Source organism: Curtobacterium sp. PhB78 (assembly GCF_003751685.1).
Lineage (GTDB): Bacteria > Actinomycetota > Actinomycetes > Actinomycetales > Microbacteriaceae > Curtobacterium.
On sequence record NZ_RKIA01000001.1, the window covers coordinates 664,833 to 683,760 of the forward strand.

Annotated in this window: 18 protein-coding genes; 14 read left to right on the top strand and 4 right to left on the bottom strand. The window is 71.9% G+C overall.

What is annotated here, in order from left to right:
* Nucleotides 1-10: 10 nt before the first annotated feature.
* The 8 genes from EDF53_RS03290 to EDF53_RS03325 all read left to right on the top strand — a co-directional run bounded on the left by EDF53_RS03290 (nucleotide 11) and on the right by EDF53_RS03325 (nucleotide 7,471).
* On the top strand, nucleotides 11-409 hold the full coding sequence (locus EDF53_RS03290; RefSeq protein ID WP_123292351.1) for a cytidine deaminase: 399 nt from the start codon (nucleotides 11-13) through the stop codon (nucleotides 407-409).
* A gap of 5 nt (nucleotides 410-414) precedes the next feature.
* Nucleotides 415-1,713: a thymidine phosphorylase gene (locus EDF53_RS03295; protein ID WP_123292186.1), complete on the top strand. Its 1,299-nt coding sequence runs from the start codon at nucleotides 415-417 to the stop codon at nucleotides 1,711-1,713.
* 178 nt (nucleotides 1,714-1,891) lie between these two features.
* A complete protein-coding gene (locus tag EDF53_RS03300; protein ID WP_123292187.1) occupies nucleotides 1,892-3,004 on the top strand; it encodes an adenosine deaminase in 1,113 nt (370 codons plus the stop codon).
* 3 nt (nucleotides 3,005-3,007) lie between these two features.
* Nucleotides 3,008-3,454 (top strand): PTS sugar transporter subunit IIA, encoded by a 447-nt coding sequence (locus EDF53_RS03305; protein ID WP_123292188.1) that lies wholly within the window; start codon nucleotides 3,008-3,010, stop codon nucleotides 3,452-3,454.
* Nucleotides 3,451-3,729, top strand: coding sequence for a PTS sugar transporter subunit IIB (locus EDF53_RS03310; protein ID WP_123292189.1), 279 nt, complete (start codon nucleotides 3,451-3,453; stop codon nucleotides 3,727-3,729). Before EDF53_RS03305 ends, EDF53_RS03310 begins: the two co-directional genes overlap by 4 nt.
* A gap of 77 nt (nucleotides 3,730-3,806) precedes the next feature.
* Nucleotides 3,807-4,649, top strand: coding sequence for a purine-nucleoside phosphorylase (locus EDF53_RS03315; RefSeq protein ID WP_123292190.1), 843 nt, complete (start codon nucleotides 3,807-3,809; stop codon nucleotides 4,647-4,649).
* Nucleotides 4,646-6,322 (top strand): phospho-sugar mutase, encoded by a 1,677-nt coding sequence (locus EDF53_RS03320; protein ID WP_123292191.1) that lies wholly within the window; start codon nucleotides 4,646-4,648, stop codon nucleotides 6,320-6,322. Before EDF53_RS03315 ends, EDF53_RS03320 begins: the two co-directional genes overlap by 4 nt.
* A 195-nt stretch (nucleotides 6,323-6,517) precedes the next feature.
* Entirely contained in the window at nucleotides 6,518-7,471 is a 954-nt protein-coding gene (locus tag EDF53_RS03325; RefSeq protein WP_123292192.1) for a hypothetical protein, read from the top strand.
* A 136-nt stretch (nucleotides 7,472-7,607) separates the two neighbouring features.
* On the opposite strand, the gene EDF53_RS03330 is transcribed toward EDF53_RS03325, so the two are convergent.
* Complete coding sequence (locus EDF53_RS03330; RefSeq protein WP_111086611.1) at nucleotides 7,608-9,392, bottom strand: biotin carboxylase N-terminal domain-containing protein; 1,785 nt, start codon at nucleotides 9,390-9,392, stop codon at nucleotides 7,608-7,610.
* Nucleotides 9,393-9,471: 79 nt separating this feature from the next.
* A complete protein-coding gene (locus EDF53_RS03335; RefSeq protein ID WP_123292193.1) occupies nucleotides 9,472-10,266 on the bottom strand; it encodes a nucleoside triphosphate pyrophosphatase in 795 nt (264 codons plus the stop codon).
* 14 nt (nucleotides 10,267-10,280) lie between these two features.
* Between EDF53_RS03335 and EDF53_RS03340 the strand changes: the two genes are divergently transcribed.
* From EDF53_RS03340 to EDF53_RS03355, 4 genes are all read left to right on the top strand, one after another.
* Complete coding sequence (locus EDF53_RS03340) at nucleotides 10,281-11,540, top strand: class I SAM-dependent RNA methyltransferase (protein ID WP_123292194.1); 1,260 nt, start codon at nucleotides 10,281-10,283, stop codon at nucleotides 11,538-11,540.
* A gap of 131 nt (nucleotides 11,541-11,671) precedes the next feature.
* Nucleotides 11,672-12,388 (top strand): response regulator transcription factor, encoded by a 717-nt coding sequence (locus tag EDF53_RS03345; RefSeq protein WP_111086608.1) that lies wholly within the window; start codon nucleotides 11,672-11,674, stop codon nucleotides 12,386-12,388.
* A 107-nt stretch (nucleotides 12,389-12,495) separates the two neighbouring features.
* The gene (locus EDF53_RS03350; RefSeq protein WP_148058255.1) at nucleotides 12,496-13,806 is read left to right on the top strand and encodes a sensor histidine kinase; all 1,311 of its coding nucleotides are present in this window, start codon (nucleotides 12,496-12,498) and stop codon (nucleotides 13,804-13,806) included.
* The gene (locus tag EDF53_RS03355) at nucleotides 13,803-14,852 is read left to right on the top strand and encodes a hypothetical protein (RefSeq protein ID WP_123292196.1); all 1,050 of its coding nucleotides are present in this window, start codon (nucleotides 13,803-13,805) and stop codon (nucleotides 14,850-14,852) included. The genes EDF53_RS03350 and EDF53_RS03355 overlap by 4 nt, the downstream gene beginning before the upstream one ends.
* 770 nt (nucleotides 14,853-15,622) lie before the next feature.
* Here EDF53_RS03355 and EDF53_RS03360 read toward each other — a convergent pair.
* Both EDF53_RS03360 and EDF53_RS03365 read right to left on the bottom strand, forming a co-directional pair.
* Nucleotides 15,623-15,877 carry an acyl-CoA carboxylase subunit epsilon gene (locus EDF53_RS03360; RefSeq protein WP_123292197.1) on the bottom strand — a complete coding sequence of 85 codons (255 nt, stop codon included), beginning with the start codon at nucleotides 15,875-15,877 and terminating at the stop codon, nucleotides 15,623-15,625.
* 13 nt (nucleotides 15,878-15,890) lie between these two features.
* Entirely contained in the window at nucleotides 15,891-17,486 is a 1,596-nt protein-coding gene (locus tag EDF53_RS03365; RefSeq protein ID WP_123292198.1) for an acyl-CoA carboxylase subunit beta, read from the bottom strand.
* 74 nt (nucleotides 17,487-17,560) lie between these two features.
* On the opposite strand from EDF53_RS03365, the gene EDF53_RS03370 reads away from it, so the two are divergent.
* Together EDF53_RS03370 and EDF53_RS03375 are read left to right on the top strand one after the other, a co-directional pair.
* On the top strand, nucleotides 17,561-18,361 hold the full coding sequence (locus tag EDF53_RS03370; protein WP_123292199.1) for a biotin--[acetyl-CoA-carboxylase] ligase: 801 nt from the start codon (nucleotides 17,561-17,563) through the stop codon (nucleotides 18,359-18,361).
* Nucleotides 18,362-18,365: 4 nt separating this feature from the next.
* Complete coding sequence (locus EDF53_RS03375; protein ID WP_123292200.1) at nucleotides 18,366-18,914, top strand: PH domain-containing protein; 549 nt, start codon at nucleotides 18,366-18,368, stop codon at nucleotides 18,912-18,914.
* The last annotated feature ends 14 nt before the right edge of the window (nucleotides 18,915-18,928 follow it).

Below are 18,928 nucleotides of genomic sequence, written 5' to 3' on the forward strand. Positions count from 1 at the left end.
GGTCGACGACGTGGACTGGGGCGCTCTCCGGGACGCCGCCACGGCCGCGATGCGGCGCGCCTACGCGCCGTACTCGTCGTTCCCGGTGGGCGCCGCGGCGCTCACCGACGACGGCCGGATCGTCTCCGGCTGCAACGTCGAGAACGCGAGCTACGGGGTGACGCTCTGCGCGGAGTGCTCGCTCGTGTCGCAGCTGCACATGACCGGCGGCGGCAAGCTCGTCGCGTTCACGTGCGTCGACGGCGACGGGGCGACCCTGATGCCGTGCGGCCGCTGCCGCCAGCTGCTGTTCGAGCACTCGACCGAGGGCATGCTCCTCGAGACGGTCTCGGGCATCCGCACCATCGACGAGGTCCTGCCCGACGCGTTCGGGCCGCGCACCCTCGTCACCTACCAGCAGGAGCACTGATCCCCATGGCCGTCGAGCCGTTCGACACCGTCGACCTCATCCGCACGAAGCGATCCGGCGGCGCCCTGAGCACCGCCGAGGTCGACTGGCTCGTCGACGCGTACACGCGCGGCTACGTCGAGGACCCGCAGATGGCCGCCATGGCGATGGCGATCTTCCTGAACGGGATGGAGCGGCGCGAGGTCAAGGACCTCACGCTCGCGATGATCGCGTCGGGGGAGCGGATGTCGTTCGGGTCGCTCGGCAAGACGACCGTCGACAAGCACTCCACGGGCGGGGTCGGCGACAAGATCACGCTGCCGCTCGCACCGCTGGTGGCGTCGTTCGGCGTCGCGGTGCCGCAGCTGTCCGGCCGTGGCCTCGGCCACACCGGCGGGACGCTCGACAAGCTCGAGTCGATCCCCGGGTGGCAGGCTGCGCTGTCGAACGACCGGATGATGGAGATCCTGTCCGACGTCGGTGCGGTCATCTGCGCCGCCGGCTCGGGTCTCGCACCGGCCGACAAGAAGCTGTACGCCCTGCGCGACATCACCGGCACCGTCGAGTGCATCCCGCTCATCGCGTCGAGCATCATGTCGAAGAAGATCGCCGAGGGCACCGGTGCGCTCGTGCTCGACGTGAAGTTCGGTTCCGGTGCCTTCATGCCGACCTACGAAGCGTCGCGCGAGCTCGCGCAGACGATGGTCGACCTCGGGAACGACGCCGGGGTGAAGACCTCGGCGCTGCTGACCGACATGGAGGTCCCGCTCGGCCTGACGATCGGCAACGCACTCGAGGTGCGGGAGTCGATCGAGGTGCTGGAGGGCGGCGGGCCGGCCGACGTCGTCTCGCTGACCGTGGCACTGGCCTCGGAGATGCTGACGCTCGCCGGGATGCCGGACGCCGATCCGGCCGCGGCGCTGGCCGACGGTCGCGCGATGGACACCTGGCGTCGGATGATCTCCGCGCAGGGTGGGGACCCCTCCGCCGCGCTGCCGGTCGCCCGCGAGCAGCACGTCGTCACGGCGCCGTCGTCCGGTGTGCTGGCGCAGCAGGACGCCCTGCCGTTCGGCGTCTCGGCCTGGCGCCTCGGCGCCGGTCGTGCCCGCGCGCAGGACCCGGTGCAGGCCGGGGCGGGCATCGAGCTGCACGTCAAGCCCGGTGACACCGTGACCGAGGGGCAGCCGCTCTGGACGCTGCACACCGACGACGCCTCGCGGATCCCGCGCGCGCTCGAGTCGCTCGAGGGTGCGTGGTCGATCGGCTCGTCCGACGCAGCCGTGGCGGCCCGCGGGCCGATCGTGCGGGAGCGCATCGCGGGCTGAACGCGACCGTCCGACCGGCTGGAGGCTCTCCGCACACGTGTGGACCGGGCTCGCAGGCTCGCCCGCGCATCCCACGGATCGCTTCGCGATCCCGTTTAGTGGGATGCGCCAGTCTGTGCAGGGGTCTGTTGTGCACAGGTGCCTGCGCGCGGTCGGTGACCACCGATAGCCTGGTCGCATGAGCGCCGACGCCCCGACCTACCGCCTGCCCGACGCCGGGGCGGTCATCAACGACCTGCCGAAGGTCTCGCTGCACGACCACCTCGACGGCGGCCTGCGCCCCGCGACGATCGTCGAGCTGGCTGCTGCGTCGGGTGTGACGCTGCCGACCACCGACCCGTCCGAGCTCGGGCAGTGGTTCGCCGACCAGTCGAACTCGGGCTCGCTCGTCGAGTACCTGAAGACGTTCGACGTCACCACCTCGGTCATGCAGACGGCACCGCAGCTGACGCGCATCGCCCGTGAGTTCGTCGAGGACCTGGTCGCCGACGGCGTCGTCTACGGCGAGGTCCGATGGGCCCCGGAACAGCACCTGCAGGGCGGGCTGACGCTCGACGAGACGGTCGAGGCCGTGCAGGCCGGCATCGAGGAAGCGGTCGACGCCGCGGGCGGCAGCATCCGGGTCGGCCAGCTCGTCACCGCGATGCGCCACGCCGACCGCTCGCTCGAGATCGCCGAGCTCGCCGTCCGGCACCGTGACAACGGGGTCGTCGGCTTCGACATCGCCGGTGCCGAAGCCGGGTTCCCCGCCTCGAACCACCGTGCCGCGTTCGACTACCTCGCATCCGAGCTGTTCCCCGTCACCGTCCACGCGGGCGAAGCCGACGGACTCGCCTCGATCCGGTCCGCGCTCGTCGACGGCCGCGCGCTGCGCCTCGGGCACGGCGTCCGGATCTTCGAGGACGTCTCCCTCTCCGACGCCGGTGACGGCTCGACGCTGGCCTCCCTCGGCGAGGTCGCGTCGTGGGTCCGCGACCGCGAGATCCCGCTCGAGGTCTCGCCGTCCTCCAACCTGCAGACCGGTGCGATCGCGGCCTGGGGTGACGACCTCGCCGACCACCCCTTCGACGTGCTCTACCAGCTCGGCTTCCGGGTCACGGTGAACACCGACAACCGCCTGATGAGCGGGACGTCGCTGTCGAAGGAGCTCGCACTGCTCGCCGGCACGTTCGGCTACGACCTCGACGACCTGGCGGCGTTCCAGATCAACGCGGCGCTCGGTTCCTTCCTGCCGCTCGAGGACCGTGAGGAGATCATCGCGACCATCACCTCCGGGTACTCGGAGGCCTGACGCATGGGACTGCCGCCGCTGCCGGACGCCGCCGTGCTCCTCGGGGCCACCGCGCCAACCTGGCGTGACGCGATGCGCCTGGCCGGCGGCGCGCTCGTCGCGTCCGGAGCCGCGACCGACGAGTACACGGACGCCATGATCGGCATGGTCGAGGAACACGGGCCGTACATCGTGATCTCCCCGGGTCTGGCGTTCGCGCACGCCCGACCAGGTGGCGCGGTCCTGCGCGACGGGCTCGCCGTCGTGACCCTCGGGACACCGGTCGCGTTCGGCCACCCGCACAACGACCCGGTCCGCGTGGTCCTGGGGCTCGCGGTCGCCGGGGTCGGCACGCACCTCGAGTCCATCGGTGAGATCGCGAACCTGTTCAACGACCAGGCCGTCACGGGGCGGATCGCCGACGCGACGACGGCGGACGAGGTCCGCACGATCATGGGGGTGTCCGCGTGAAGATCGTGACCATCTGCGGCGCGGGCATCGGCTCGAGCGGGATCCTCAAGGTGAACGCCGAGAAGGCGTTGTCCGCCCTCGGCCTGCAGGCATCGGTCGTCGCAGCCGACGTGGCCTCGGTGCGCGACGTGTCCGACGACGCCAACGTGATCCTCACCAGCCAGGAGTTCGTCGAGGCGATCGGCGACACCTACGCCGAGGTCATCGTGATCCGGAACCACTTCGACCAGGGTGAGATCACGGCGGCGGTGGACCGGGCGCTCGGCGAGCACTGAGGCGGGTGCGGCGGCGGCCGCTGGGGCGGGAGCGGCGGCGGCCGCTGCGGCGGGCGTCGGCCCTTTAGAGTTGGGGCATGAGCACCGAGAATCCGCTGAACGACCCCGCTGCCGACCCGTTCGAGGTCGCGCGGGACGCCGCCGCCGTCATCGCCGCGAAGTCCGGCATCGAGCGGCACGACATCGCCCTGACCCTCGGCTCGGGCTGGGGCAAGGCCGCCGACATCATCGGTGAGACCGTGTCCGAGATCCCGGCGGACCAGGTCCCCGGGTTCAGCGCCTCGGCCGTGCCCGGACACTCCGGCACCATCCGGTCGATCCGCCTCGCCGACGGCCGCCACGCGCTCGTCATCGGCGCACGCACGCACTACTACGAGGGCCACGGTGTCCGCCGGGTCGTGCACAGCGTCCGCACCGCCGCGGCCACGGGCGCCACGGTCATGGTGCTGACGAACGGTGCCGGTGGCATCAAGGAGCACTGGACGCCCGGCACGCCCGTGCTCATCAGCGACCACATCAACCTGACCGCCGACAGCCCGCTCGAGGGCGCGACGTTCATCGACCTCACCGACCTGTACTCGTCCCGGCTGCGTGACGTGGCGCGGTCGGTCGACCCGTCCCTGGACGAGGGCGTCTACACGCAGTTCCGCGGCCCGCACTACGAGACCCCTGCAGAGGTCCAGATGGCCAAGGCCATCGGCGGACACATCGTCGGCATGTCAACTGCACTCGAGGCCATCGCCGCCCGACAGGCCGGCATGGAGGTCCTCGGGTTCTCGCTCATCACGAACCTCGCCGCCGGCATCCAGAAGACGCCGCTGTCGCACACCGAGGTGCTCGAGGCCGGCAAGCAGGCCGAGCCCGTGATCGCGGACCTGCTCGCCCGCGTGGTGACCGCCCTCGGGCAGCCGGCGTCGTGAAGATCGACCTCGACCACGTGCTCGGGACCGCTCGGTCCTGGCTCGCGCAGGACCCGGATCCGCAGACCCGCGACGAGCTGACCGCCGCGATCGAGGCCGCGTCCGACGGCTCCGGTCCGGCCGTGCAGGCCCTGGCCGCGCGGTTCGGCGGCCGGCTGCAGTTCGGCACCGCCGGACTCCGCGCCGAGCTCGGCTACGGCCCGCTCCGCATGAACCGGGTCGTCGTGTCGCAGGCCGCTGCCGGTCTCGCACGCTTCCTGATCGACACGGGCCGGTCGCGCAGCGTCGTGATCGGCTACGACGGCCGGGTGAACTCCGACGTCTTCGCACGCGACTCCGCCGAGGTCATGCGCGGCCTCGGGCTCGAGGTCACGCTGCTGCCGGTCGCCCTGCCCACGCCGGTGCTCGCGTTCGCCGTGCGGCACCTCGACGTCGGCGCCGGGGTGATGGTCACCGCGAGCCACAACCCGCCCCGCGACAACGGGTACAAGGTCTACCTCGGACAGGACGACGACGGGTCGCAGATCGTGCCGCCGGTCGACGGCTCGATCGCTGCGGCCATCGAAGCCGTCGCTGCCGGGTCGATCACGGACCTGCCCCGGGGCACCGACTACACCGTCGCGTCGTCGGCGCTGCTCGACGCCTACGTGGCCGCGACGGCCGCCATCGTGCCGGCCCCGACCCTGGCGCCGCAGGAGCAGCCGAAGGTCGTCTACACGGCGATGCACGGTGTCGGGTGGGAGACCGCACGCGCGGTGTTCGCCGCCGCCGGGTTCGCATCGCCCGCGGTCGTGCCGGAGCAGATCGAGCCGGACGGAGCGTTCCCGACCGTGTCGTTCCCGAACCCCGAAGAGCCCGGCGCGATGGACCTGGCGATCGCCCGCGGGCTCGCCGTCGGCGCTGATCTCGTCATCGCGAACGACCCCGACGCCGACCGGCTCGCGCTCGCGATCCCAACGGTGTCCGACTCCGGGGCTCCGACCTACCGCCGCCTGTCGGGCAACGAGGTCGGGTGGCTGCTCGGGTGGCAGGCTGCCGTCCGTGCGTCGGAGACCGGCGCCACGGGCACCCTCGCAGCGTCGATCGTCTCGTCGCCGGCGCTGGCCCGCGTCGCCGCCCGCCACGGCCTGGAGTACCGCGACACCCTGACCGGCTTCAAGTGGGTCTCGCGGGTCCCCGGGCTCCTCTTCGGGTACGAAGAAGCGCTCGGCTACCTGGTGGACCCGTCGGTCGTGCGCGACAAGGACGGCATCTCGGCGGCACTGTCGCTGCTGTCGTTGGCGTCGGACCTGGCCGCTGCCGGATCGTCGATCGCCGGGCAGCTCGACGCCTTCGCCGCCGAGTTCGGGGCGTTCGCGTCAGGACAGGTCGCGACCCGCGTGGACGACCTGTCCCGCATCGGCGAGATCATGGCCTCGCTGCGGTCCGCGCCGCCGTCGTCGCTCGGCGGGCTGGACGTCCGCACCGTGACGGACTACGTCGACGGGGTGGAGGGCTTCCCACCGTCGGACATCCTGCGGTACGACCTGACCGGTGACGCGCGCGTGATCGTCCGACCGAGCGGCACCGAGCCCAAGGTCAAGGTCTACATCGACACCGTCGCCGAGACCCCCGCCGAGGCCCAGCGCCTCGTCGACGCCCTCGCGGAGTCCGTCCGCCCCTTGGTCTCGTAGCGCCGCCGCCCGCCGCCCCGGGGCCTGCGCACAACCAAAGTGCCCTCGAACCGCCTGAAAGCGCGGCTCGAGGGCACTTTGGTCGTGCGAGGCTGAACGGTGCCGCCCTCCTCCCGAGTGCCTCCGGGCCGTCCGCTCTCCACAGGCAGACCGCGCGACCGAATGCGCCGCGCACAGACGAGGGATCCTGCCGGGATGACACGACTCACGATCATCCGCGGTGGTTCGGCCGACACGAGCGGCCGAACGGGACGGGCTCAGCGCTCGGCGGCAGACGCCGGTCAGTTGATCCGCCTGGTCCCCGGCCGGTTCGTCGATGCGGACGACTGGCGTCGGGCGACTCCAGGCGAGCGCCACATCGCCCGCATCAAGGCGGTGCACGACGGGATCGCCGACCGGCTCGTCGTGTCGCACGCTTCGGCAGCCGCGCTGCACGGATTGCCGTGGAAGGGCGAGTTCCCGGACGTGGTCGAGGTGATCGATCCACTCCGCGCGACCTCGCAGGCGCTGACCCACGTGCGGAAGCGCCCTGGCAGGGGACGACGACTGCGCACGCAGACCATGGTCGCGAACGGCCGGCGACTCACCGACCTGGTCAGCACCGTCGTCGACGTGGCGATCTCGCACGAGCTCCGGATCGCGGTGCCCGCTCTCGACGTGGCGCTGCAGTGCGGTGTGTCGAAGCGTGCGATCCGTGACGAACTGGCGAGTCGGAGCGCGGTGCACGGTCGACACCGGGCGGGTGTTGCGATCGACCTCGCGGACGCCGACAGTGGTTCGGCTGGTGAATCCGTCGCCAGGGTCGCGCTCGACGAGGTCGGGGCTCCGCGACCGGTGCTCCAGCAGGAGTTCCGCGACGGCGCCGGTCTGATCGGACGTGTGGACTTCTGGTTCCCGGAGCACGGCGTGGTCCTCGAGTTCGACGGTCGATCGAAGTACGTGGATCCGGCGCTCCGGGCAGCGGGCCGGTCGTCGGCCGACGTCGTCGTGGCGGAGAAGCGTCGGGAGGACCGTCTCCGACGACATCCGGATGTCCGCGCGGTCGGCAGGTTCGGGGCGCGTGAGACGAACGACGCCGAGTCCCTGCGTGCAGTGTTGCGCGCGACAGGGCTCCCGATGGTGTCCCGCTCGTACCACCACGTCCGATGAACAGCCGCGCCAGAACTGTCTGCACAACCAAAGTCACCTCGAACCGTGCGATTACCCGGTTCGAGGTGACTTTGGTTGTGCGCAGCGGACGTGCGCCGGACGAACGGCCCGGGGAGGGAAGCCCCGCCGCGCGCGCCTACGCCAGCTCGAGCAGCACGTGACCGGACGAGACCGTCTGGCCGACCGGGGCGTTCAGGCCGGTGACGACGCCGTCCTTGTGGGCCTGCACGGGCTGCTCCATCTTCATGGCCTCGAGCACGACGAGCAGATCGCCCTTCACCACGGTGTCGCCCTCGGCGACTGCGAGCTTCACGACGGTCGCCTGCATCGGCGACGCGACGGACCCCCCGGACTTCGCGATGCCGCCCTTGACCGCCGACGAGCGGCGCTTCGGGGGAGCGGAGGGACCGGCCGGACGACGACCGGCGACACCGGCGGCGGCACCGCCACCGACGATCGACGGCATGGTGACCTCGATGCGCTTGCCCTGCACCTCGACGACGACCGAGTCGCGCGAAGCCGGCGCCGGCAGTTCTTCCGGAGAACCGCTCCACGCCGGGATCTCGTTGACGAAGTCGGTCTCGATCCACTGCGTGTACACGGAGAACGGCGAGGAGTCGTCCGTTGCGAACGCCGGGTCCGACACGACCGCACGGTGGAAGGGGAGCACGGTCGGCAGGCCGGTGACTTCGAACTCGGCCAGTGCACGACGCGAGCGCTCCAACGCCTCGGCGCGGGTGGCGCCGGTGACGATGAGCTTCGCGAGCATCGAGTCGAACGAACCGGACACGACGTCGCCGCTCACGACGCCGGAGTCGACGCGGACACCGGGGCCCGACGGCGCGTTGAAGGCGTGCACGGGGCCGGGCGCGGGGAAGAAGTTGCGGCCCGGGTCCTCGCCGTTGATGCGGAACTCGAACGAGTGCCCGCGGGGCGTCGGGTCGGAGTAGTCGAGCACGCCGCCCTCGGCGATGCGGAACTGCTCGCGCACCAGGTCGATGCCGGTGACCTCTTCGGACACGCAGTGCTCGACCTGCAGGCGGGTGTTGACCTCGAGGAACGACACCGTGCCGTCGGCGCCGATCAGGAACTCGCACGTGCCGGCACCGACGTAGCCGACCTCGCGCAGGATCGCCTTCGACGACTCGTACAGTCGCTCCTGCTGCGCGTCCGTCAGGTACGGCGCGGGTGCTTCCTCGACGAGCTTCTGGTGCCGGCGCTGCAGCGAGCAGTCACGCGTCGACACGACGACGACGTTGCCGTGCTCGTCCGCCAGGCACTGGGTCTCGACGTGGCGCGGCTTGTCGAGGTACTTCTCGACGAAGCACTCGCCCCGACCGAACGCCGCGATGGCTTCACGCGTCGCCGACTCGAACTGCGAGGCGACCTCGTCGCGCGTCCGTGCGACCTTCAGGCCACGGCCACCGCCGCCGAAGGCCGCCTTGATGGCGACCGGCAGGCCGACCTCGTCGGCGAACGCGATGACCTCGGAGGCGTCCTTGACGGGCTCGATGGTGCCGGGCGCGAGCGGCGCGCCGACCTTCTCGGCCACGTGGCGCGCGGAGACCTTGTCACCGAGGCGCTCGATCGAGTCCGGCGACGGGCCGATCCAGGTCAGTCCGGCGTCGATGACGGCACGGGCGAAGTCGGCGTTCTCGGCAAGGAACCCGTAGCCCGGGTGCACGGCGTCTGCGCCGGACCGTCGGGCGACCGAGATGATCTTGTCGATGACGAGGTAGGTGTCGGCGCTCGTGGTGCCGTTCAGCGCGTAGGCCTCGTCGGCGAGGCGGGCGTGCAGGGCGTCACGGTCCTGGTCGGCGTAGACGGCGACCGATGCCTTGCCTGCGTCGCGGGCCGCGCGGATGATGCGGACGGCGATCTCGCCGCGGTTCGCGATGAGGACCTTGCTGATACGGGGCATGAGACATCAGCGTATTCGTGCAACGGGAGCACGAATTGACTGGCACCCACAAAGAACCGTGCCGAACAAGTGCGGATGTCTACAGTGACCAGAACTCGTGCCAGCGGACGCCGAAGCCGCGGAGCAGCATCGACCGCAGCACCGGCAGGGACAGCCCGACCACCGCCGACGGTGCCCCGTCGATTCGCGAGATGTACGCCGCCGCCCGCCCGTCGATGGTGAACGCCCCCGCGACCTCGAGCGGCTCGCCCGTCGCCACGTACGCGTCGATCTCCTCGGCGGACAGGTCGTCGGCGAACGTCAGCACGGCGCTGTCCACGGCGACCACGCGGTCGCCACCGGCGGCCAGGGCCGACCCGCCGGGCGGGACGTCCCCCAGCTCCGGCACGCCGGCAGGAGACGTCACCAGGCTGCGGACGGGAGGCACGGGGCGGGCCGCATCCGGGCCTCCCGTCCGTCCCGTGGCCGGGTCCAGGTCGCGGCGCCGGTCGTCGCGTCGTCGATCGATCACGCAGTGTCCACTCCACAGCGTCCCGCCGCCGGCGGCGAGCATCTGCCGCCAGCGCTCCCGGGCCACCGACGGGTCGTGCGGCTTGCCGAACAGGCGCCCGTCGACCTCGAAGGCGGAGTCGCCGCCGAACACGAAGCCGTCGACCGGCGACCCGGCGACGTCGGCGTCCGCGACGGCCGACGCCTTGGCGACGGCCAGCAGCGACACGAGCTCCGGGCCGGTCAGGTCACGGCCGAGCGCGGCGGCGGCAGCGGACGCCGCGGCGTCCTCGTCGACCCCAGGCGAAACGAGCACGGGCTCGATCCCGGACTGGGCGAGGAGTGCTCGGCGGGCGGGGGATGTACTCGCGAGGTACAGACGCATGGGACCATCGAACCATGGGTGAATCCGTCGGAACGCTGCTCGAACTCGACGTCACCGGGATCGCCCACGGCGGCATCTCGGTGGCACGGCACGAAGGCCGGGTGGTCTTCGTCACGGACGCGATCCCCGGGGAGCGCGTCGTCGCCCGGGTGACGGAGGACCGGAAGAAGTCGTTCTGGCGCGCCGACACCGTCAGTGTCGTCACCCCGAGCGAGCACCGCGTCGACCACGTCTGGGCCGAGGCCGCGCTCGACCGCGACCCCGAGACGCGCCCGGGCGGTGCCGAGTTCGGCCACATCGCCCTCGCACACCAGCGCACGCTGAAGCGCGACGTGCTCGTCGACTCGTTCTCGCGGTTCGCGCACACGGACCTGGCATCGGTGCTCGGCTCGGACGTCGTCGTCGAGGCCGCACCCGGTGACGACGCCGCGAACGGCCTCGGCTGGCGCACCCGGGTCCGGCTGCACGTCGACGAGCACGGCACCGCCGGCCCGTTCGCCGCGCGCTCGCACTCGGTCATCCCCGTCACCAGCCTGCCGCTCGCGAACGACGCCGTGCAGGAGAGCGCGCCGCTCGGCCGTGGCGTGATGCCCGGCTCGTCGGTCATCGACGTGCTGGCACCGAGCGGCTCCGAGGGGGCGCGCCTCGTCATCGACGAGCAGAAGCCCACCGTGGTGACCGAGGTCGTGGGGGAGCGCACCTTCGCGGTGGACGACAACGGCTTCTGGCAGGTGCACCGTGCCGCGGCGTCGGTGCTCACCGAGGCCGTGCAGGACCTGGTCGACCGCGACCGGCTCGACCCCGAGGGCACCCACCTGGACCTGTACGGCGGCGTCGGCCTGCTCGCCGCCGCACTCGGCGACCTCGTCGGCCCGAAGGCGCGCCTCACGAGCGTCGAGAGCGCCGCACGCGCGACCGAGCACGCGCAGGAGAACCTCGCCGAGTGGCTCGGCGCGCGCGCCGAGACCGGCCGGGTCGACCGCTGGCTCGCGAACACGGTGGCGAACGCCTCGCGCGCCGAGAAGGACCGGTTCCGCGCCGGCACGATCGTCCTCGACCCGCCGCGCGCCGGTGCCGGTCGTCAGGTCGTCGAGCAGATCGCGGCCCTGCACCCGTCGCAGGTCGTCTACGTCGCCTGTGACCCGGTCGCGCTCGCCCGCGACGTCGCGACGTTCGCCGACCTGGGGTACAAGCTCGAGGCGCTGCGGGCGTTCGACCTGTTCCCGCACACCCACCACATGGAGGCCGTGGCGCGCCTGACGCCCGCGCGCTGACGGGCAACCGGGCGGTTTCGTCCGCGTGGCGCGTCCGGTTTCCCCGGACCTGAGTCCAGCCTGGGTATCCTGGGCGCTGATGGCGATCCGGTTTCAGGGGCCGGGGACGCACATCGGAACGAGAGGCCACAGTGGGAGCAGGAACGACAACCGCAGCCGAGACGTCGGGCACGGCCACCAGGCCGGTCCGGGTCGCGATCGTGGACGACCACGAGTCCGTGCGACTCGGGATCCAGGCGGCGTGCCAGAACGAGGGCTTCGAGGTGGTGCTCACCGCCGCGAGCGTGCCCGAGTACGTCCAGAACCTCGACGGGCGCGAGGTCGACGTCGTCGTCCTCGACCTGTCCCTCGGTGACGGCTCGACCGTGACCGAGAACGTCAAGGGCGTGCAGGGGACCGGCTCCGCCGTGCTCGTGCACTCCATCGCGGACCGCGTCGCCAACGTCCGTGAGGCACTCGCAGCAGGGGCTGCCGGTGTCATCCCGAAGTCGTCCGCCACGAAGACGGTGATGGCAGCGGTCGCCACCGTCGCCCGTGGTGACGTGCTGAACAACCTCGAGTGGGCGAGCGCCATCGACGCCGACCGCGACTTCGCGAAGGCCCAGCTCGGCCGGCGCGAGCGCGAGATCCTGCACCTGTACGCCTCGGGCCTGCCGCTCAAGCTGGCGGCGCAGCAACTCGGCATCGGGTACTCCACGGCTCGTGAGTACCTCGACCGCATCCGCGTGAAGTACGTCGAGGTCGGTCGCCCGGCCCCGACGAAGGTCGACCTCCTGCGGCGGGCGGTCGAGGACGGCATCCTCCCCGGGCTCGACTCGGGCATCGACCCCGACGGTGACGGTCGCTGAACACGATGGCGAGCGCGGCTGAGCCGGCGTCGCGCCGGGGGAGCGGCCCGGGGACCGGTCGGGGGACCGGTCGGTGGTTCGGCCGCGGGTCGGGCGGCGCTGGTGCGGTGTCCGGCGATGCCGGCCGCGTCCCAGCAGGCTCGGGTCGTGCTCCCGGTGGCGACCCGGTCAGCTTCGGGGACGGCGCGCCGTTCGGTGCCGACCCGTCGCGCAGCGTCCGCGCGTCGATCACGCAGGCGTCGGTGGAGCGTGCCTTCGCGATCCTGCTGGCGATGACCGCGGTCGGCCTCGGCATCGTCGACACCCCGGCGGTCCTCGCCCAGTTGCCGTACCTCGACCCGTTCTGGGGCCCGGTCGTCGCGATCGCGCTCGGGGCGTCGTTCGTCCTGGTCGGGGTCTCGGCGTTCGTGCCGCGGGTGGCGCAGTTCGCGCAGATCCTCTGCGCCCTGCTCTTCCTGGTCGCGTTGACCACGTGGCCGCTCACGGTGCAGGACTCGATCCCGTCCACGCAGCAGCCGTGGCCGTGGTGGTTCTGCACCGTCGGCTCGACCGCGGCGGCCATGGGCTTCGCCACCTGGCGGGCCACGATCTACACCGCACTGGTGCCGGCGATCTACGTCGTCCTCCGGCTCACCCCGGTCGGCGGCGACGCCGGGCTCGTCCGTGCGCTGCTCGACGGCGTGTACACGGCGCTGCTCAGCGGTGCGGTGCTCGTCATCGCCGTGGTCCTGCGCCGTGCCGCTTCGTCGGTCGACACGGCGCAGTCGACCGCGGTCCGCCGGTACTCGCTTGCCATCCGCGAGCACGCGGTCGAGGTGGAGCGCGTGCAGGTCGACGCGATCGTGCACGACAGTGTGCTGACGACGCTGCTCTCCGCCGCGCGGGCCGACACGCTCGAGGCGAAGACCCTCGCCGCCCGCATGGCACGGAACGCCATCGACCACCTCGAGGCCGCAGCGGCCGACGGTCCGGACGACGACACCCCGGTCACGCTCGCCGACCTCCGCACCCGCATCGGTGAGGCGATCGGTGCCCTCGCGGCGCCCGTCCGGCTCGTCCCTGCCCCGTCCGGGTCGGTCCGGCTGCCGGCGTCGGTCGCCGACGCCCTCGCGTCAGCAGCACTGCAGGCGGCGGTCAACAGTGTCCAGCACGCCGGTGGGCCCGACGTCGCCCGGTGGGTCTGCGTCGAGCAGCACGACGACGGCGTGCACATCGAGGTCGGTGACGACGGTCGCGGGTTCGACGTCGCGACGATCCCGTCCGAACGACTCGGGGTGCGGCGGTCGATCATCGAGCGCGTCGCCGCCGTCGACGGGCGTGCCGAGGTGCACACCGCCCCGGGCGAGGGCACGCGAATAGAGCTGAGCTGGTCGCCGACCACGCCGTCCACGCCCACGACGACGGGAGCCGCAGCGTGAAGGTCTCCCTGCCCGCGAGCATCGCGCTCGGCCTGGCGTCGCTGTTCTCCGTCTACCACCTGGTCCTCGCCGTCGCGTCGCTGCAGCGCGTGCACGACGTCGGCCCCGTGATCGCCTGCATGGTCCTCTACGCCGCGGCCACCGGCACCGCGTTGTTCGTGCCCGGCAAGGTCCTGCCGGTCTGGACGGCGTGCTTCTCGCTCGCCACCGCGATCATGATGCCGCTCGTCGCGGCGCCGGTCGTCGACCTGGCGAAGGGCCCGGGGTCCGCCACGTGGTGGATCGCCGCCGTCGGCACCCTGATGGTCGTGCTCGTCGTGCGGGGACGCGGCCCGTTCGCCTGGGCCGGGGTCCTGTTCCTCGCCGTGTACACGGTCGCCTGGGCCGGTCTCGATGCGCTCGGCACACTCGGGGTGCTCGGCAGCGTGGCCTGGGTCGCGATCGCCACGGTGTTCGCCATCGCCATGAACCGCGCCATCCGGAACACCCGCGAGCTCATGCGCGCTGAACAGGAGACCGCCGACTGGCAGGCTGCGCAGGACGCCCACGTCTTCGAGCGGCAGTTCCGCCTGAGCCAGACCACGCGGATGGCCCTGCCGATGCTGCAGCGGATCATCGACTCGTGCGGTGACCTCGACGACGCGGACCGGGCCGAGTGCCTGCACCTCGAGCAGGCCATCCGCGACGAGATCCGCGGTCGCTCCCTGCTGTCCGAGGACGTCCGCGACGAGGTCATGCGCCTGCGCCGCCGGGGTGCGACGGTGCAGCTGCACGACGACGGCGGTCTCGACGAGCTCGAGGTCGACGACGTCCGCCGCATCCACGCCCGCATCGCCGAGGCGCTCCGCCAGGCCCGCGAGGCCGACAACGTCATCGTCCGCACCGTCAGCGAGGGGTCCGACTCCGCGGTGACGGTCGTCGGGCTCAAGCTCGACACGGCCGCGAGCGAGTCCGCCGCCCTCGGGGCGGGCATGGAGGACGACGACGGCGACGAGGACGACTCCGTAGCCCTCTGGCTCGAGATCCCGCGGCACGAGCCCGCCTGAGGCGCGCTGCGCCTGCCCGCGCGTGGTCGTGTGCGGCGTCGCGCGCGGCGAGACGGAAGCGACAAGGTCGATGTCGTACGACATCGAGGGTGTCGCTCGTGCGCGCGCGCAACTGTTGTGTCCGCGTGCGGACGACTACGTCGACGTCGTACGACGTCGAGGACGTCGTTCCGGGTCCGTGGGACGCGCGCGCGGCGGTGGACGCGGGACGCAGCGGCCGGGAGGCCCGTGGCGGCGCCGCCACGGGCCTCCTGGCCGCACCGTGGTCGCGCCGGGCTGGCGCCGACGGCTGACGCGACAACACGGACGTCGTACGACGTCGGGGGTGTCGCTCGTGCGCGCGTGCAACTGTTGCAGGCGCCGGGGGACGACACTGTGGACGCCGCACGACGTCGAGGATGTCGTTCCGCATCGACGACGGCCGGCGCGAACGCCCCCGGAAACGGGGAACGGGCCGGTCGTATCCGACCGGCCCGTTCACGACCCGAGGCTGAGCGACAACCCGAATGTCGCCCTGCCTCGCAGCGGGCGGTGGCGTCGTACCCTAGTCGGCCACCGACCTGCGATGTTCTTCGTTGAAGGACACCGAACACCAGTAACTATGCCAACCCACAACCCCTGTGTCAGTCGTCATTATGGGGGACAAATTCGGCATTTCCGGTCCTCTTCGGCGATTCGTGTCCCCCGTGCGAGGGGATACCGACCGGGAAGTGCAGCCTGCAACGTCCGCCGGGTCGGGGACACCAGGGGTACAGGGAAGCCAAGGTCCGTCAGCGGAGCGAACGGCCCCAGGCGCCCGGACCGTGGTCGAGCGGGCGACGCAGGCCGCGGGCCGAGGCCTGCCACCCGGTGCGCGGCTCGTCGACGACCTCGGCGCGACCGGCTGCTGCGGCCTCGTCGGCCTGGCGCTGCAGCACGGCGACGACCGCTGCGAGCTCCTCGGGGGTGGGCTCACCGGAGACCACCCGGACGTCGGCCACCGAGGCGGGCTCGTCCGAGGGGACCGGAGCTGCGTGACGACCCATCAGTGCGCACCCATCAGAGGGGGATGTTCCCGTGCTTCTTGGGCGGCAGCGTCGCACGCTTGCCGCGCAGGGCACGCAGGGCCTTGATGACCGAGACGCGGGTGGCGTGCGGCTGGATGATGCCGTCGAGCTCACCGCGCTCGGCCGCCAGGTACGGCGACGCGACGTTGTAGGTGTACTCGTTCGCGAGCTTCGTGCGGACCGCAGCGACGTCCTCGCCGGACTCCTCGGCGCGCTTGATCTCGGCGCGGTACAGGATGTTGACGGCGCCCTGACCGCCCATGACCGCGATCTCGGCGGTCGGCCATGCCAGGTTGATGTCGGCGCCGAGCTGCTTCGACCCCATCACGATGTACGCGCCGCCGTAGGCCTTGCGCGTGATGACGGTGACGAGCGGGACGGTGGCCTCGGCGTAGGCGTACAGCAGCTTCGCGCCGCGGCGGATGACCCCGGTCCACTCCTGGTCGGTGCCGGGCAGGTAGCCGGGCACGTCGACCAGGGTCAGGATCGGGATGCCGAACGCGTCGCAGAACCGCACGAAGCGGGCTGCCTTCTCACCGGCATCGATGTTCAGCGTGCCGGCCATGGCCTGCGGCTGGTTCGCGATGATGCCGACGGTGCGGCCCTCGACCCGGCCGAAGCCGATCAGGATGTTCGGCGCGAAGAGCGGCTGGACCTCGAGGAACTCGCCGTCGTCGACGACGTGCTCGATGATCGTCGTGACGTCGTACGGCTGGTTCGTCGAGTCCGGGATCACGAGGTCGAGCTCGTGGTCGGCGTCGGTGGTCTCGAGCTCCGGGGCGACGTCGTAGGCGGGGGCGTCGGACAGGTTGTTGTCCGGCAGGAACCCGATGAGCGAGCGGGCGTAGTCGAGCGCGTCGGTCTCGTCCTCGGCCAGGTAGTGGGCCACGCCGGAGACCGCGTTGTGGGTCTGCGCGCCGCCGAGCTCCTCGAAGCCGACGTCCTCGCCGGTGACGGTCTTGATGACGTCGGGGCCGGTGACGAACATGTGGCTGGTCTTGTCGACCATGATCACGAAGTCGGTGAGGGCGGGGGAGTACACCGCACCGCCGGCCGCCGGGCCCATGATGATCGACAGCTGCGGGATGACGCCGGACGCCTGGGTGTTGAGGCGGAAGATCTCGCCGTACTTGCCGAGCGCGACCACGCCCTCCTGGATCCGGGCCCCGCCGGAGTCGAGGATGCCGATGATCGGCACGCCCGTCTTCAGCGCGTGCTGCATCACCTTGATGATCTTCTCGCCGGCGACCTCGCCGAGCGAGCCGCCGAAGACGGTGAAGTCCTGCGCGTACACGGCGACGTTGCGGCCGTGGATCGTGCCGACGCCGGTGACGACCGCGTCGCCGTAGGGGCGCTTGGCGTCCATGCCGAACGAGGTGGTGCGGTGGCGGACGAACTCGTCGAACTCCACGAAGGAGTTCTCGTCGAGCAGCTGCTCGATGCGTTCGCGCGCGGTGCCCTTGCCCTTGGCGTGCTGCTTGGCGATCGCGGACTCGCCCGCAGCGGTCACGGCCTCGTGGTACCGCTCGCGGAGGTCGGCCAGCCGGCCTGCCGTCGTCGAGAGATCGGGGGTGTCTCCTGAAGTCACCCGCTCACCCTACCGGCGGCGAGGTCGGGGCCGGTTGGAGGACCCCCACGGTTCCTGCCCGTACATTTGCGTGCATGTCCACATCCCCGTCGTCGTCGTTCACCGCCACCAGCGAGGCGGTCCGGTCGACGGGCGCGACCCTCACCGTCCCCGACGAGACCGGCTCGACCAACGCCGACCTGCTCGCCGTGGCACCCGAGCAGCAGCACGGCAGCGTGGTCGCGACGCTCCACCAGACCGCGGGCCGGGGGCGCCTCGACCGCACGTGGAGCGCACCGGCGGGCGAGGCGCTGGCCGCGAGCCTGCTCGTGCGCGCCGACCTCGCCGACCACGACCGTGGCTGGCTGCCCCTCGTCGCCGGCGCCGCCATGCGTGACGCGATCGCACGGGTGCTGCCCGCCGGCGCCGACGTCGCCGTCAAGTGGCCGAACGACGTCCAGGTCGCGGGCGACAAGGTGTGCGGCATCCTCTGCCAGGTCGCCTCCGACGGCAGCATCGTGGTCGGCGCCGGCGTGAACCTCACGATCCCTGCCGACCGCCTGCCGACCCCGACGTCGACGTCGCTGCTCGTGGCGGGCGCGGTCGACGACGCCCCCGCGTTGGCCGACGCGGTCCTGTCCGCCTTCCGGGCAGCCTTCCTGGAGGCCGTGGCCGCCCTGGTCGCCGGTGGTCCATCCGCCGAGTCGGTCCGGTCTCACGTCCGCGCCGCGTGCGGCACGATCGGTCGCCGCATCCGCCTCGAGCTGCCCGACGGCACCGTGGAGGAGGCCGACGCCACCGACATCGACGACGAGGGCCGCATCACGATCCGGGATCGAGCGGGTGACTCCAGGGGCGTCGCCGTGGGGGACGTCACCCACCTGCGGTATGCATGACGGCATGACCGCCGAGCCGCCGCCCGAACGCGTCGTCGCTCGCCTGCGACCGCACGCTCGTCGGCTCGTGCGCCCGGCGGTGTTCGTCGTGCTGGTCGTGGTCGCCGGCGGGTTCGGGTTCGGGGTGTTCCAGGCGCAGCTGGCGTGGCTGAACGCCGTCGTCGCAGGACTCGTCGTGGTGCTCGTGGTGTTCGGCGGCGCCGTGCCGCTGTTCCGCTGGATGTCCGAGCGGTACGTCGTCACGACCCGGCGGCTCGTCGTCGTGCACGGGCTCGGCACCCGGACCCGGCAGGAGCTCCTGCACTCCCGCGGGTACGACGTGACGGTGCGCCGGCGCGGCCTCCAGGGTGTGTTCCGCTCCGGCGACGTCCTGGTGTTCCCGGGCGACGACCCCGCCGTGGTGCTCGCGGATGTCCCGCACGCCGACCTCGTGGTGGCCGTCCTGCACGACCTGGTCGAGGCGTACGAGGCCCGGCGGCGGCACCGCGAGCCGGACTGGGACGAGATCGTCGGCGGCCCGGACCGACCGCCGTGGGGCGACGTCCGCGCCTGACGCCGCCGCGACAC

Coding starts and splice junctions, on each gene's coding strand:
- EDF53_RS03300 (WP_123292187.1), top strand. CDS start 1,892: ATGAGCGCCGACGCCCCGACCTACCGCCTGCCCGACGCCGGGGCGGTC.
- EDF53_RS03295 (WP_123292186.1), top strand. CDS start 415: ATGGCCGTCGAGCCGTTCGACACCGTCGACCTCATCCGCACGAAGCGA.
- EDF53_RS03305 (WP_123292188.1), top strand. CDS start 3,008: ATGGGACTGCCGCCGCTGCCGGACGCCGCCGTGCTCCTCGGGGCCACC.
- EDF53_RS03325 (WP_123292192.1), top strand. CDS start 6,518: ATGACACGACTCACGATCATCCGCGGTGGTTCGGCCGACACGAGCGGC.
- EDF53_RS03315 (WP_123292190.1), top strand. CDS start 3,807: ATGAGCACCGAGAATCCGCTGAACGACCCCGCTGCCGACCCGTTCGAG.
- EDF53_RS03335 (WP_123292193.1), bottom strand. CDS start 10,266: ATGCGTCTGTACCTCGCGAGTACATCCCCCGCCCGCCGAGCACTCCTC.
- EDF53_RS03360 (WP_123292197.1), bottom strand. CDS start 15,877: ATGGGTCGTCACGCAGCTCCGGTCCCCTCGGACGAGCCCGCCTCGGTG.
- EDF53_RS03375 (WP_123292200.1), top strand. CDS start 18,366: ATGACCGCCGAGCCGCCGCCCGAACGCGTCGTCGCTCGCCTGCGACCG.
- EDF53_RS03370 (WP_123292199.1), top strand. CDS start 17,561: ATGTCCACATCCCCGTCGTCGTCGTTCACCGCCACCAGCGAGGCGGTC.
- EDF53_RS03340 (WP_123292194.1), top strand. CDS start 10,281: ATGGGTGAATCCGTCGGAACGCTGCTCGAACTCGACGTCACCGGGATC.
- EDF53_RS03330 (WP_111086611.1), bottom strand. CDS start 9,392: ATGCCCCGTATCAGCAAGGTCCTCATCGCGAACCGCGGCGAGATCGCC.